Origin of the sequence: Algoriphagus sp. AGSA1, from assembly GCF_021390545.1 — a bacterium.
Taxonomy (GTDB): domain Bacteria; phylum Bacteroidota; class Bacteroidia; order Cytophagales; family Cyclobacteriaceae; genus Algoriphagus.
Genome location: NZ_JAJUWR010000023.1, coordinates 53578 through 66681 on the forward strand (window position 1 = coordinate 53578; position 13104 = coordinate 66681).

Annotated in this window: 11 protein-coding genes; 6 read left to right on the forward strand and 5 right to left on the reverse strand. The window is 42.4% G+C overall.

From position 1 onward, the window contains the following. The first annotated feature begins 401 nt into the window (after positions 1 to 401). From LZF95_RS17805 to LZF95_RS17825, 5 genes are all read left to right on the forward strand, one after another. Positions 402 to 806 (forward strand): hypothetical protein, encoded by a 405-nt coding sequence (locus LZF95_RS17805; RefSeq protein ID WP_233756381.1) that lies wholly within the window; start codon positions 402 to 404, stop codon positions 804 to 806. Positions 807 to 1517: 711 nt separating this feature from the next. Next, a complete protein-coding gene (locus LZF95_RS17810) occupies positions 1518 to 1829 on the forward strand; it encodes a hypothetical protein (RefSeq protein WP_233756382.1) in 312 nt (103 codons plus the stop codon). Positions 1830 to 2008: 179 nt separating this feature from the next. Further along, complete coding sequence (locus LZF95_RS17815; RefSeq protein WP_233756383.1) at positions 2009 to 2479, forward strand: hypothetical protein; 471 nt, start codon at positions 2009 to 2011, stop codon at positions 2477 to 2479. Next, the gene (locus LZF95_RS17820; RefSeq protein WP_233756384.1) at positions 2476 to 3918 is read left to right on the forward strand and encodes a CCA tRNA nucleotidyltransferase; all 1443 of its coding nucleotides are present in this window, start codon (positions 2476 to 2478) and stop codon (positions 3916 to 3918) included. The genes LZF95_RS17815 and LZF95_RS17820 overlap by 4 nt, the downstream gene beginning before the upstream one ends. A 21-nt stretch (positions 3919 to 3939) precedes the next feature. Then, positions 3940 to 4644: a lipopolysaccharide assembly protein LapB gene (locus LZF95_RS17825; RefSeq protein WP_233756385.1), complete on the forward strand. Its 705-nt coding sequence runs from the start codon at positions 3940 to 3942 to the stop codon at positions 4642 to 4644. A gap of 166 nt (positions 4645 to 4810) precedes the next feature. On the opposite strand, the gene trxA is transcribed toward LZF95_RS17825, so the two are convergent. The 5 genes from trxA to LZF95_RS17850 form a co-directional block, all read right to left on the reverse strand. After that, a complete protein-coding gene (gene trxA, locus LZF95_RS17830) occupies positions 4811 to 5131 on the reverse strand; it encodes a thioredoxin (protein ID WP_111318348.1) in 321 nt (106 codons plus the stop codon). 155 nt (positions 5132 to 5286) lie between these two features. Next, the gene (gene dnaE / locus LZF95_RS17835; RefSeq protein WP_233756386.1) at positions 5287 to 9573 is read right to left on the reverse strand and encodes a DNA polymerase III subunit alpha; all 4287 of its coding nucleotides are present in this window, start codon (positions 9571 to 9573) and stop codon (positions 5287 to 5289) included. A 313-nt stretch (positions 9574 to 9886) separates the two neighbouring features. Then, a complete protein-coding gene (gene rsmG / locus LZF95_RS17840; RefSeq protein ID WP_233756387.1) occupies positions 9887 to 10531 on the reverse strand; it encodes a 16S rRNA (guanine(527)-N(7))-methyltransferase RsmG in 645 nt (214 codons plus the stop codon). Beyond that, complete coding sequence (locus tag LZF95_RS17845) at positions 10531 to 11142, reverse strand: RNA polymerase sigma factor (RefSeq protein ID WP_233756388.1); 612 nt, start codon at positions 11140 to 11142, stop codon at positions 10531 to 10533. Before LZF95_RS17845 ends, rsmG begins: the two co-directional genes overlap by 1 nt. Beyond that, the gene (locus tag LZF95_RS17850) at positions 11133 to 12419 is read right to left on the reverse strand and encodes a glycosyltransferase (protein ID WP_306422363.1); all 1287 of its coding nucleotides are present in this window, start codon (positions 12417 to 12419) and stop codon (positions 11133 to 11135) included. The genes LZF95_RS17845 and LZF95_RS17850 overlap by 10 nt, the downstream gene beginning before the upstream one ends. Before the next feature lie 130 nt (positions 12420 to 12549). On the opposite strand from LZF95_RS17850, the gene LZF95_RS17855 reads away from it, so the two are divergent. Next, entirely contained in the window at positions 12550 to 13101 is a 552-nt protein-coding gene (locus tag LZF95_RS17855) for an RNA polymerase sigma factor (RefSeq protein WP_233756389.1), read from the forward strand. Positions 13102 to 13104: the final 3 nt, after the last annotated feature.

Genomic DNA, 13104 nt, shown 5'->3' on the forward strand with positions numbered 1-13104 from the left:
AAAATAGATAAACCGACCTCCAGAGCTGCTATAACGAAAACTAGACTCATTTTAGTATGGATAAGAATAGATACTTTATTTTTTTATATAAAATATACGGTGATAGGTACTGATATAAGTTTTTTTTTCAGGATGCTCGAAGTGGTTGAAATAGTTTTTTTCTTGGCTTTAGTTAAAAGGGTAAGTGATGGTTTCGTCCGAGGTGTTATACGGATTGTATGGGTATTGGATTTCTGGCTTGTTTATTCTAGAGATTAAAGGATAGCTACTACTTTTCTTTACCGAATTAGTCATATATGTGATTATTTGTTAAAAAAAATCCAAGTCATTATTGAGGGTGATGGATTATTATATATATTGCGTGCGGTTTTTAATAAATAATTATCAACGTTATCAAAAATATGAGAGACTTAATCAAAGATGCTATTGCGGATCTTAAAAAAGGAGAAGGATTTATTTATGTGACTTCCGATGGAAATAAAATTGATCTACATGAGGCTGCTTCAAAAGGGATAGCAGTAACACCGGTAAATCCTAAGGATCAAGTAATCAAAAAATTGGAAGCGGCAGGTCTTCCATTGAATGACGGAAGATTTCTTAATGAATTGAACGAATTGATCTCACTGGTGACAGGAAGCGCCACTGCTGCTAAAACCTCAAAAAGAAGATCTTTTACTGATGCTGAAAAAAGCAAAATTGTAGAAGAGTGGAAAAAAGTGGAAGCTGCAGGAAAGAAAACGAAGGCAGCTTTTGCCAGAGAAATCGGTGTAGGTTATCAGACATTTATTAACTGGCTAAGGGGTTAATACTTCTAGTTCCAATTAGGAAGGCAGTCACTTTGACTGCCTTTTTTAGTTTAAGATTAAGAGAATCTTCGGTTTTATGCTGATGTGATGATAGTCAAAATGACATTGTAAGAAAACTCACCAACGACAGGATCGCTACAGGAGATAAGTTTATGGTAGGTGAAAATAGTCCCGTAATATCTTCTACTTCTTTTATACTTTGCTCTTCTAAATAAAATAGGGTAAACGCCGCAGACTCTGTCGGCTATAACATATCACGTCCACGTTTTTTATGATTGCCTTTCTTCGGGAGTGTCTTCAGTCCATTCAGATAATCCCCTGAACAGTTCTCCATTTCTTCGAAGGCATCTAGCTTGATCATGTGCTTTTTTAAATTCCTTGGTTTTCTCAGCTCTTCATTGTAAACTATCTTATATAACCATGTAGTAAACTTGGAATTTCCCTCAAAGGTTCTCAAGGAATGGAAAGCATTTCATAAATGCGTTTATGAGGCTTCTTTAGCATCTTCTCTGTTTTTCAGAATACGCATAGCAAGTCTGAATATATATATCACATGCTATTGGATCAATAGTCCATATGCATTGTGGTCACTCCGTGGTGTCCTCTCTATATAATGATGGTCTTCCTGAAAACGCATTTTTACATTGGATGCAAGTACCCGATAAATAGTTACATTTTTTTGTTGGTGATTGTAACCTTTTAGGTAGGCTGATGCATCCAAGAAGAAAAAACAAAGGAACCATGGCGGGTACCATTTTAGTGACATTGATTATTTTCTCCAGTATTTTCGGGATCGTCTTCACATTCTTGACAATCCGCAATAAGGAAAGACTTGTGCTCATAGAAAACGGAGCAGATGCAAAGCTGTTTAACTCAGAAAAAAAGTGCAGCTTTGGCCAGTTTGTTCTGGACCTGGTCCTTCTTGCCATAGGTATGGGAATAGGTGTTCTGGTAGGAGAGATGTTCCACCACAATGGAATGGAAGATTCGGGGACCTCTATTTCCTGTATCTTTTTATTCTGAGGAATAGGCTTGCTGGCAAGTGTTTTTATTAATAGAAAGCTTGGCAGAGAAGACCGGTAGTTGATTTCTTCAATTGTTGCCAAAAACCTTCTCTATCAGGGGAAGGTTTTTTTGCGCTTTATGGATAAAGGACTTTGCTCTCAAAAATCTGATTATTTTTGTAAAAAAAACAAACCGTTTTGGATCACGCAAAATTAGTATCAAGTTTCAGGGAAAAGGGTGTTTTGCACCTTAAGGAAGGAAACGGGAAAGTAATCACCCTCATGAAACCCGAAAATTGGAAGACTGAGTTAGGAAAAGATTGGATGTTTTTACTGTTTGATTTGTTTCAGATCCGCACCATTTGTGAACCATTCTCGGAAGTGTCCCTGGATATAGTGGAGTACGCAGGTAAACCTACAATTTATCATAGTCCCGCAAACCATATAATAAAAAATGGCCCTATAGAGGATGGGATACTTCGATTTAGCCTCATCTTAGAGCCTAACTGGAACAAGCTGCTTTTTCAGATCGCTCAGCCTGTCTTGGTAAAAATAGATTCAGGAGAAGTTACGGATCATCATACAACGATTTTATTCCCACTTTTGAGCCCAAGTACCAAGGAAATGTTTTTAGGCCCAGATGGAGATGTTAAAATAATGAGAGGATGAACTTTAGAGCACGCCTTGACGAAATTGATGTCTTCGCCAAAGTCGCCAAAGCCGCGTCCAGCCTAGGTGTGGCAACCTATGTGGTGGGAGGATATGTGAGGGATTTGGTTCTAAACAGGCAAAAGCAAGGCTCTACAGATATTGACTTTACCTGTGTAGGCAGTGGGATAGAGTTGGCCAAAGAAGTCACCAGGCAGTTTGATACCCATGTACCGCTTTCAGTGTTCAAAAATTTCGGGACGGCGATGCTGAAATTGGATGATTTGGAATTGGAGTTTGTGGGTGCTAGAAAAGAATCATACCGTGCGGATTCCCGAAATCCTATAGTGGAAACCGGTACACTACAAGAAGATCTAGAACGTAGGGACTTTACTATCAATGCGATGGCGATTTCCTTGAATGAAGAGGATTACGGTGATCTGCTGGATCCCTTTGATGGGCTTGCGGATATTAAAAAGAAATTGATTCGTACTCCATTGGATCCGGCTGTGACTTTTTCGGATGATCCGCTTCGTATGCTTAGAGCCGTGAGGTTTGCGGCGCAGCTGGATTTTGATATAGATGGGGATACTTTCCATGCTATCAGTGAAAATGCCCACCGCCTGAAGATTATTTCTGGAGAACGTATAATAGTGGAGTTGAATAAGATTATCCAAGTGCAAAAGCCTTCCTATGGGTTTAAATTGTTATTTGCGGGTAAATTGCTTCATGAGTTTTTCCCTGAGATGGTGGATTTACAAGGAGTGGATTCTGTGGATGATAAGTCCCACAAAGACAATTTCTACCATACCCTGCAGGTACTGGACAACGTATGCCAAGTCAGTGATGACCTTTGGCTGCGCTGGGCAGCTATCCTACACGATATTGCCAAACCTGCTACCAAACGATTCAACAAAAAAGTTGGCTGGACATTCCATGGTCATGAAGATAAAGGGGCAAGGATGACACCAGGGATTTTCCGTAGGCTGAAGCTTCCCATGGATGAGCGCATGAAATATGTGCAGAAATTGGTGAAGCTACATTTACGTCCTATCGCTTTGGTCAAAGATGATGTGACAGATTCTGCACTGAGAAGGTTACTTTTTGAAGCAGGTGATGATATAGATGATCTGATGAAGTTGTGCAGGGCTGACGTCACTTCCAAGAATAACAAGAGAGTAAAACGATACCTAGAAAATTTCGATAAGGTAGCCCAGAAGCTTATCGAAGTGGAGGAAAAAGATCAGGTAAGGAACTTCCAACCTCCGGTTTCAGGAGAGGAGATCATGAGAATCTTTGACTTGAAACCTTCAAAAATCGTTGGGGATATCAAAGAAGAAATTAAAGAAGCTATATTGGAGGGAAAAATCCATAATAATCCTGTTCAGGCCCGTGAATTGATGCTGGAGATTGCTAAGTCTAAAGGATTGTCCCCCGTATCAGATCACCCAAAGTCATAACTAAATCAAAAAACAATTCAAATGAAGCACGTAGTATTCATGCTGCTTTTGGCCTTTTGTGCCAGCACTACTATCGCCCAGACCGCAGACTCTGTGTCCAGACTGGACCCAAAATTAAAGAAGACGTTAAATGCAGCTGACCAGGCTGCTTACCAATTGGCATTGCGGTACAATGACGTAGCGGCAGCCAAGAATTCCCTCTATCAATTGATCGTCAGAAATCCTGATGATCTCCGCTATGTAGAAATGCTGGGATCCCTTTATTATGAAGCAGGCCAGTCCATGTCGGCGGCACTTGTTTCCATGGATGTGTTGAAAGTCAATGATAAAAGTATTGCCTCACTGGAGATAGCGGCATATTCCCTGGAGCAGGTAGGCGCTTTGGAGCGTTCCCTCCCTTATTTCGAAAGTTTATATTTGCTGAGTGGCGACAATTTTAGTTTATACAAATCCGGCTATATCCAATATAGCTTGAAGAAATATTCTGAAGCGCTTAATTCTATGGATATGCTTCTAAAAAATTCTAAGGATGATGATAAGGTAGGATTCCCAAAATCACAGACCGAGACACAGGAAATCAGCATGAAAGCAGCTGCGTTGAATCTGAAGGGCATGATTTATCTTGAACAGGATTCGAAAACCGAGGCAAAGAAGGCATTTGAAGAGGCTGTTGCCCTGGAGCCAACTTTTGATTTGGCTAAAGAAAATCTGGCAAAAGTGGATTAATCTATCAAAGAATCTCTAATGAAACCGGCTGAATGGCCGGTTTTTTTATGGCAAGAATGAAATTTATAATTGGGAATGTAGCCAACAACAGTTCATGTGGGGTAAAAAGCAAAGAAAGACAGGAAGTAGCCTCCCTGTCTTTCTTTGCTGATAAATTGACGAGCAATTAAAGTTGCGCGTCCAATTTTTGCGATAATACAGATTTTGGAACTGCCCCAACTTGCTTATCTACAATTTCACCGCCTTTGAAGAAAAGAAGTGTAGGGATAGATCTGATTCCAAAAGCCTGAGCGACCGCAGGGTTGGCATCCACATCCACTTTACCTACAACAGCCTTACCGTCATAATCTCCAGCTAGTTCTTCAACTACTGGGCCGATCATTTTACAGGGGCCGCACCACTCTGCCCAGAAATCCACTAGGATAGGCTGTTCGGATTTGATGATTTCTTCAAAGTTTGCGTCAGTAATTTCGATTGCTTTTGACATTTTATATTAGGTTAATGATTTCTAAGATTTCAAATATATGAGCTAAAGCCTATACCAGATTAATAAGTTCCGACGGATTTGATTTTTTTGGCTATAGGCCATTGAGAAAAGCTATGAATCAAGGAATTAGATGTCCGGGAATTACTGCTAAATGCTTATACTACCCGATAAACCACCTCGGGGATTTCTTTCAGTTCCTTGATCATTTCAGCACTGGGATCAATTGAGAATCTTTTGGAGAAAAGCTCCAGAGTAATATTCTCTTTGCGATCCACCACATCGAAATAGAGCTTGGCATCACCTTTATATTTTTCAGTGATTTTTTCCAGCTTCTCCATCAAGTCAAGCGAAAGATCATCCAAATCTATATTTACCCTTAGTCCTTTTACCATTTTTCCCCGGATCTCATCGAGGAGGGTGATGTTGCTTATTTTGAATTCCAGTTCATTTTCTGCCCATCGTTTTCCCGCCACTGTTCCGCTGATGAACAGAAACCAGCCGGGCATAAAGTATTCTTTGAACCTCACATAATCATCCCCAAAAAGAAAGAAAGTAAATGCCCCTTGATAATCTTCTAGCGTTAGGGTGCCGAAGGGTTTTCCATTTTTTGTTGTCCGGTGTGCAAAAGTGGATACAGAACCTGCAAGTTTGATGTCTGTCCGGTTTCTTAGGGTCTCCAGATCGTTCAGATCGGGCAAAGAAGCATTGGTAAAGGATTCGATCTCTAATTTAAACTGATCTAGCGGGTGCCCTGAAATATATAAGCCCACCACTTCTTTCTCTATGTTTAGTTGCTGTAATTGGGTGAAAGGTTCCATCGGCGCAATGCTAGGAAGTGGTATTTCCATGCTTCCGGCCCCTCCGCCGAATAGGCTCACTTGATTGCTTTCTTCTTCTTGCTGCACTTTTTGGGCGTACTTTGTCGCTTTCTCAATCAGGTTCAGGTCTCCGTCGGCTGCTTCCAAATATTGCCTTCTGTGGTGTTGTGGAAAGCAGTCGAATCCTCCCGCCATAGCCAAGGCCTCCATGGTTTTCTTGTTGAGAGCTTTGGAGCTTACCCGCTTCGCAAAGTCAAAAATGTTTTTATATGTCCCGTTTTTCTCACGCTCATCGATAATTGCGTCCACTGCCGCAGATCCGGCGCCTTTAATAGCTGCCATCCCAAAGCGGATTTCCCCTGCGGCGTTTACTGTAAAGCCATTTTTCGATTCATTTACATCGGGACCTAACACAGGAATTCCTGCACGCTTACATTCTTCCATGAAGAAAGTCACCTGGGTGATATCGTTCATGTTGTTGCTCAATACCGAAGCAAGGTATTCTGCAGGATAGTGGGCTTTGAGGTAGGCGGTTTGATATGCAATCCAGGCATAACAGGTAGAGTGGGATTTGTTAAACGCATACGATGCAAAAGCTTCCCAGTCAGTCCAGATTTTCGAAAGTTTTTTGGCGTCATGACCCTTGGCAGATGCCTGCTCCACAAATTTGGGCTTCATTTTGTCCAGCACATCCTTCTGCTTTTTGCCCATCGCTTTACGCAAAACATCAGCTTCACCTTTGGTGAAGCCCGCAAGTTTTTGGGACAAAAGCATGACTTGCTCTTGGTAAACCGTAATTCCGTAAGTTTCCTCCAGATATTCCTTCATGTCTTCTAGATCGTACTCTATTGGCTCGATTCCATGCTTTCTTTTGATGAAGGAAGGAATGTATGCCAAAGGCCCTGGTCTGTACAAAGCGTTCATGGCAATCAAATCCGCAAAGACAGTAGGTTTCAGCTCCCGCATGTATTTTTGCATGCCGGCGGATTCATATTGGAAGATGCCGACTGTTTCACCCCGTTGGAAAAGCTCATAAGTCTTCACATCATCAATAGGAAAATGATCCGCATTTAGCTCGATACCATGCCTTTCCTTTACAATTCTGATGGCGGTTTTTATAAGAGTCAGCGTTTTTAGACCCAAAAAGTCCATCTTCAGCAAACCGGCTGATTCTACTACCGAGTTATCAAACTGTGTGCAGACCATGTCTGAATCCTTGGCTAAGGCTACCGGGACAAAATTGGTAATGTCAGAGGGGGTGATGATCACACCACAGGCATGGATACCAAGGTTTCTCACAGAGCCTTCCAGCATCGTGGCCTGATTGATGGTTTTGGCTGATTCGTCCTGGCCTTTCGAGATTCGGATCAATTCATCAGCTTTTGCTATCATTTCGCCCTGGCCTTTGAGTTTGTCCGAAAGTGCAGCTCTATTGCCTGCCAAGCCAAAAAGAGCCTTGAGCTTGATGTCAGGGACTAAATTGGCCAATCTCCCGGCCTCTGCCAGCGGAAGGTTCAGCACTCGGGCGGTATCACGGATGGCGGATTTTGCTGCCATGGTGCCATAAGTGATGATTTGGGCTACCTGATTGGAGCCATATTTCTTGATTACATAATCAATGACCCGCTGTCGGCCTTCATCGTCAAAGTCAATATCAATATCGGGAAGGGATACCCTGTCAGGGTTTAGGAATCTCTCAAAAAGGAGTTTGTATTCTATAGGGTCAATGTTCGTAATACCCGTGCAATACGCTACGGCTGAGCCTGCAGCGGACCCACGGCCTGGGCCAACGGAAACTCCCATTTTCCTTGCTTCCACAATGAAGTCCTGTACAATCAAGAAATAGCCGGGATATCCTGTGTTCTCAATGGTAGCAAGCTCGAAATCCAATCGTTCCTCGATTTCTGGGGTGATTTCTTTATACCGTCTTTTTGCCCCCTCGTACGTTAAGTGTCTAAGGAATGCGTTTTCACCCCGTTTACCCCCATCCACCTCATCTTCAGGATGCTTGAATTCTTCAGGGATCTCAAATGCCGGCAGGAGTACTTCACGGGCAAGTTTATAAGCTTCTGTTTTATCGGTGATTTCTTGGGTACACTCGATCGCCTCAGGCAGATCGGCAAAAAGCTTTTTCATCTCATCCGGAGACTTGATGTAAAATTCGTCATTTGGAAAGCCGTAACGGAATTCCCTTCCACGTTTTCCTATGTACTTTTTAGGTTTGTCATAAAGCTCCCCGTCTTTCACACAAAGTAATACATCATGGGCCTTCGCATCAGATTTCTCAGCATAATAGGCATTGTTTGCCGCGAAATATTTGACCCCGTATTTTTTTGCGAATTCGAGTAGCACTTCATTGACCTTTTCCTCCTCCGGCACTCCGTGGCGATTGAGCTCTACGTAAAAATCCTCACCAAACTGCTCTTTCCACCAGACAAAAGCTTCCTCAGCCTGAGTCTCTCCCACATTCAAAATCAAAAATGGGATTTCTCCCCAAAGACCGCCAGTCGTGGCAATCAGGTCGCCCTTGTATTGGACCAGCAGTTCTTTGTCTATCCGTGGAACATAATAAAATCCCTCGATATTGGCATAGGAGGCCAGTTTCGCCAGATTATGATAACCGGCTTTGTTTTTTGCGATGAGTACTGTTTGGTAGCCGTCGTCTTTGTTGCTTTTGTTTTTCCGGTCTCTACACAGGTTGAATTCACATCCCAAAATCGGTTTGATATCTTTTCCCATCGCTTCTTTTACGAAGTGGAATGCACCCATCATATTGCCATGATCAGTCATTGCTATTGCAGGCATACCCAGTTCTTTGGCACGTGCCACCATAGCAGGGATCTCACAGGTAGCCTGAAGTACAGAATACTGACTATGCACATGCAGATGAGTGAATGGGATATCTGTAAGATCCGAGATGTCAGCTTTGCCGGCCTGTTTTAATACATCCTTTGCGGCAGCTTTTTGTGCATCTTTGGCTTGCGCAAAATTTGCTTCCTCCAGCGTAGGGGCTTCATAGTGTACTTCGGAGATTGCTACCCCTGTTTCCGGTGCCTGTACGCCCTGGGTAATTAGTCCAAAGAAACATCGGGCTGTGGCATCCACATCATAAGCAGCATCGTGTGCATCTCCGAAGTCTTTGCCAAAGAGTTTTTGATGTAATTCAGTGAGGGTAGGCCATTTGTATTTGCCCCCCCGTCCTCCTGGGAGCGCACAGAAGTCCGTAGAGATGTCTTTGGTATCCAGCTGCTGCACCGTGAGTGGCATAGTGGCTTCAGCCCGATAATATTCCGAGCCGACTACATTGACATCAAACTCCACATTGTGGCCAACTAAGTATTTGGCTTGCTTCACATCTCCTTCGAAGATTCCAAGAACCTGCTTCAGGTCATGTCCTTCCGCCAAAGCCCGCTTGGTGGAAATTCCATGGACTTTTTCCGCATTGTATGGGATGGTAAATCCGTCAGGACGGATGATGAAGTTATGATTCGAAATCAGATTTCCTTTTGCATCATGTAGTTGCCAGGCGAGCTGGACTAGCCTTGGCCAGTTGTCCACATCGGACATGGGGGCATTATAATCGCGGGGAAGACCTGTGGTTTCGGTGTCAAAAATTAAATACATACAGCTTTGGGAATTGAGACTTCAAATTAGGGCTAATCTCTGAAATGAGACAAGCGGAGTGGGGGTAATTGTCGGATTTTATACCAAATTAAAACAAGTCGGCTTACAAGGTCTGGTTAAATCTCACTTGATACAATTGACATGACTTTTTTTGAAATTTTTCAAATTGTTTCACAGCTTGCGCCTTGTGAGGTACAATTTTTTTCTAAAAGTGTATCTTCAATAATACAGTTTTTAGGTTTTCCTGTTTCTGAAAAATTCGAATTTTGTAGTCTATTATTGGACAACAAGCATCCGACATCCAGCATCTAAACTACCTCTTGTCCTCCCAAGGCATGTAAATCACCTTCTTTGTTTCAAAAAATTCTTCCTTGAAATAGTCTTCTAGGTGGTAAACCACATAAGATTTGCCTAACTCCTCCATTTCTTCATCTACTTCTCCGCCCTTCAGGTAGAGAATTCCGTTAGGATATTCGTTGAGATCTTCCTTACGGATTTTGTTTTTCACCCAAGGATAAAAATTAATCATCCGAGTCACGGCACGGCTGATCACAAAATCATATTTCCTGACCAGCTGCTCTGCCCTTGCCTGCTGTGCTTCGACATTGGATAACTTTAGCTGCTTTACCACATCTTTTACCACGGTGATCTTTTTTCCTATGGAATCCACCAAATGGAAATGGGAGTCGGGAAACATGATCGCAAGAGGGATTCCTGGAAATCCACCGCCAGTGCCAATATCCAATACTTTCGTGCCCGGGACAAAGGGCATCACTTTCACAATGCCTAGAGAGTGGAGCACATGATGAACGTAGAATTGCTCCATATCCTTGCGACTGATCACATTGATTTTGGAGTTCCAATCTTCATAAAGCTCTTGAAGCTTGTCGAACTGTGCAAGCTGAGTCTCGGTAAGGTTAGGGAAATAAGACTGGATAAGCTGGGTGCCAGAGTTCATCAAATGTGTTTTTGTTTGCCGGAGGCAATTTCGTAAAGTAATTCTCTCGATCTGTGAAGTTGAGCCTTCACTGTACCCAAAGGTTTTTCGAGCTCTTGGGCGATTTCTTCATAGCTCAATTCATCAAAGTAACGGAGCTGTACAAGTTTGCGGTATTTCGCAGGAAGCTTGTCCACAAATATCCTCACCATTTCTATCCTCTGGGTCCGGATAAATTCGTCCTGTGGATTATTGTCATCATCTTCCACATCGATGGTCACAGAGTTTCCACCGTCATCAGACATGGTGGTGTTCAGACTCATTGTTTTGAGCTTTTTCTTCCGGATAAAATCAATGGTGTTATTAGTCGCTATCCTGAACAACCAAGTGGAAAAAGTATAGTCCTTCTTAAATCGATGAAGGTTTTTAAAGGCTTTGGCAAAGGCCTCCATGGTAAGGTCTTCGGCATCATCCGCATCCCTGATCATCTTCAGGATCATGTAATACACGGCCTTTTTATAGCGCTTCATCAATGATGCGAAGGCCTGCTGGTCTTTTTGCCCGACCGCCTGATCGATCAACTCAAAGTCTTCTAGTGCTTTCTTAGAAAATCCGCGTTCGTTTATTTCCATTGGATGTCTTTTGCCTGATGGGATATGGTCCCTAAAATCCAAAAATAACCTAAATACAGGAAATCCAGCATCCAGATATATTTCGGTGGTTTAGTTCCTTGGATCTTTTTCTCAGCAGCTTTGAATATAAGCGTAACAAGTAAGGACCTTAGTAGGATAATACCGAAAACTATGGAAAAATGTTCCCAGCTTTGGGCTAAACCCAAATAAATAAGTAAACCAATGCCAAAAATCCAGAAAAATGCATGGGAAAGACTGAAAAGTCCAATCTTCCTTTTATCCGCCCCATCATAATATTTCCCGGCGTTCAGGTGTCGTTTCTTTTGTATTAAATATTCCTTGCGGGTTTCCTTAGGTTTGGAAATCGTGTTCGCCTCTGGGTCAAGTACGATGGCTGTATTTTTTCCTGTGGTATAAAGATTGACAAAGAGATCATCGTCCCCACCTTCTATATGCCATAGTTTTTTGAAAGCTTTCACTTCCATGAAGAAACTTTTACGATAACACAGATTCCTTCCTACCGCCATAAAAGGCCGCTTCCACAGCCCAAATGACATATAGTACAGTGCTGTAAGCAGAGTCTCAAACTGAATCCAATTGTTGAGAAAACCTGGCTTCTGCTCGTAGCCGGAAAAACCCACAGCAAAGGTTTTCTTCTGGTTTCTTACCGGTGCGGTCATTTTTCTGATCCATTGGCTGGATTCGGGCAGGCAATCGGCATCAGTGAGGAGAATCACGTCGTGTTTGGCTACTTTGATTCCGAGAGTCAGTGCATATTTCTTTGCGGTGACATGTAGAGGAGTGTACTTCACCGTGACAGAACGGAGCTTAGGGTACGCTTCCATCATTTTCTCCAAAAGCCTTTTGGTTCTATCCGAAGAGCGGTCGTTGACTATCATGACGTCAAAAACAGGGTAGTCCTGCTCGAAAAGCTTCGGGATGAGTGTTTTAAGATTAAGGTATTCGTTGTGAGCACAGATTACTATTGTGACTCCTTCTTCACTATCTGATAGGGATTGATCCGTATTACCTGGGTAAAAGGCCGACTTTCCAAAAATAACCAAGAGGTAAACCGCCTGGATGAGTATTCCGATTCCGAAGAAAAACCAAAGTAAAAATAGGCCCATAGGTCGCTTTTGCAGCGCAAATATAAAATCAAATTCAGCAAACCATTTAAGAATAAGCGTATATTTTTGATGGAAGCCTTTTGCTTTTTGGCTAAGCCCCATAGACAACGGCTTGCTGTTATGTGAAAGAATAATTTCAGGATTTATCAAGTTTTTGTGTTCCAGAAAATCACTTTTGATGACATTTTCCAAAAATTGCAATAGTGACTCGACGGAGGTTTTGCAGATCTAATTGGGGCTTTACTCATTTTCTTCTATTTTGCCATTTGACTTTTTCGGAATGAAAACAGAAGAAAGCAGGAATTTATCTCAAGAGGAAATATTGCAGGCTCTCCGGAAGAATGAATCCCATGCAGTGGAATCGCTCTACCGGGCATGTTGGCCAATTGTAAAAAATCACATCATGAGTAACAGTGGATCCCTTCAGGAAGCAGAAGATGCATACCAAGAGGCTTTTTTGGTCTTTTGGAATAAAACCAAGCAAGACAGTTTCACTTTGTTTCCCGGTGCGACCCTACAAGCGTTTTTGATCCAAATCACCAAAAAACTCTGGTTGTATCACCTCAGGGAAAACAGAAAGATGCACCCCCTTACCATGGAAGAAATTCCCGAGCTGCAGGAGGAAGTCGTTGTGGAGGAAATCGACCTGGTTCAGGCGACATGGGCCGTATTTCGGAAACTTGGAGAAAAATGTCAGCAGATTCTAAAGGCATTTTACTTTGAGAAAAAAAGTATGGATCAAATCGCTCAAGAAATGGACTTGACTCCACAAACTGCCCGAAACAGCAAGTATCGCTGCATCAAAGAAATGAAGTCAAAACTTAATCCCTGATCG

Excerpts from the sequence above, each read along its gene's own strand:
- rsmG (WP_233756387.1), bottom strand. The coding sequence starts at position 10,531 with ATGAACTCTGGCACCCAGCTTATCCAGTCTTATTTCCCTAACCTTACC.
- LZF95_RS17810 (WP_233756382.1), top strand. The coding sequence starts at position 1,518 with ATGCATCCAAGAAGAAAAAACAAAGGAACCATGGCGGGTACCATTTTA.
- LZF95_RS17805 (WP_233756381.1), top strand. The coding sequence starts at position 402 with ATGAGAGACTTAATCAAAGATGCTATTGCGGATCTTAAAAAAGGAGAA.
- LZF95_RS17825 (WP_233756385.1), top strand. The coding sequence starts at position 3,940 with ATGAAGCACGTAGTATTCATGCTGCTTTTGGCCTTTTGTGCCAGCACT.
- dnaE (WP_233756386.1), bottom strand. The coding sequence starts at position 9,573 with ATGTATTTAATTTTTGACACCGAAACCACAGGTCTTCCCCGCGATTAT.
- LZF95_RS17855 (WP_233756389.1), top strand. The coding sequence starts at position 12,550 with ATGAAAACAGAAGAAAGCAGGAATTTATCTCAAGAGGAAATATTGCAG.
- LZF95_RS17845 (WP_233756388.1), bottom strand. The coding sequence starts at position 11,142 with ATGGAAATAAACGAACGCGGATTTTCTAAGAAAGCACTAGAAGACTTT.
- LZF95_RS17820 (WP_233756384.1), top strand. The coding sequence starts at position 2,476 with ATGAACTTTAGAGCACGCCTTGACGAAATTGATGTCTTCGCCAAAGTC.
- trxA (WP_111318348.1), bottom strand. The coding sequence starts at position 5,131 with ATGTCAAAAGCAATCGAAATTACTGACGCAAACTTTGAAGAAATCATC.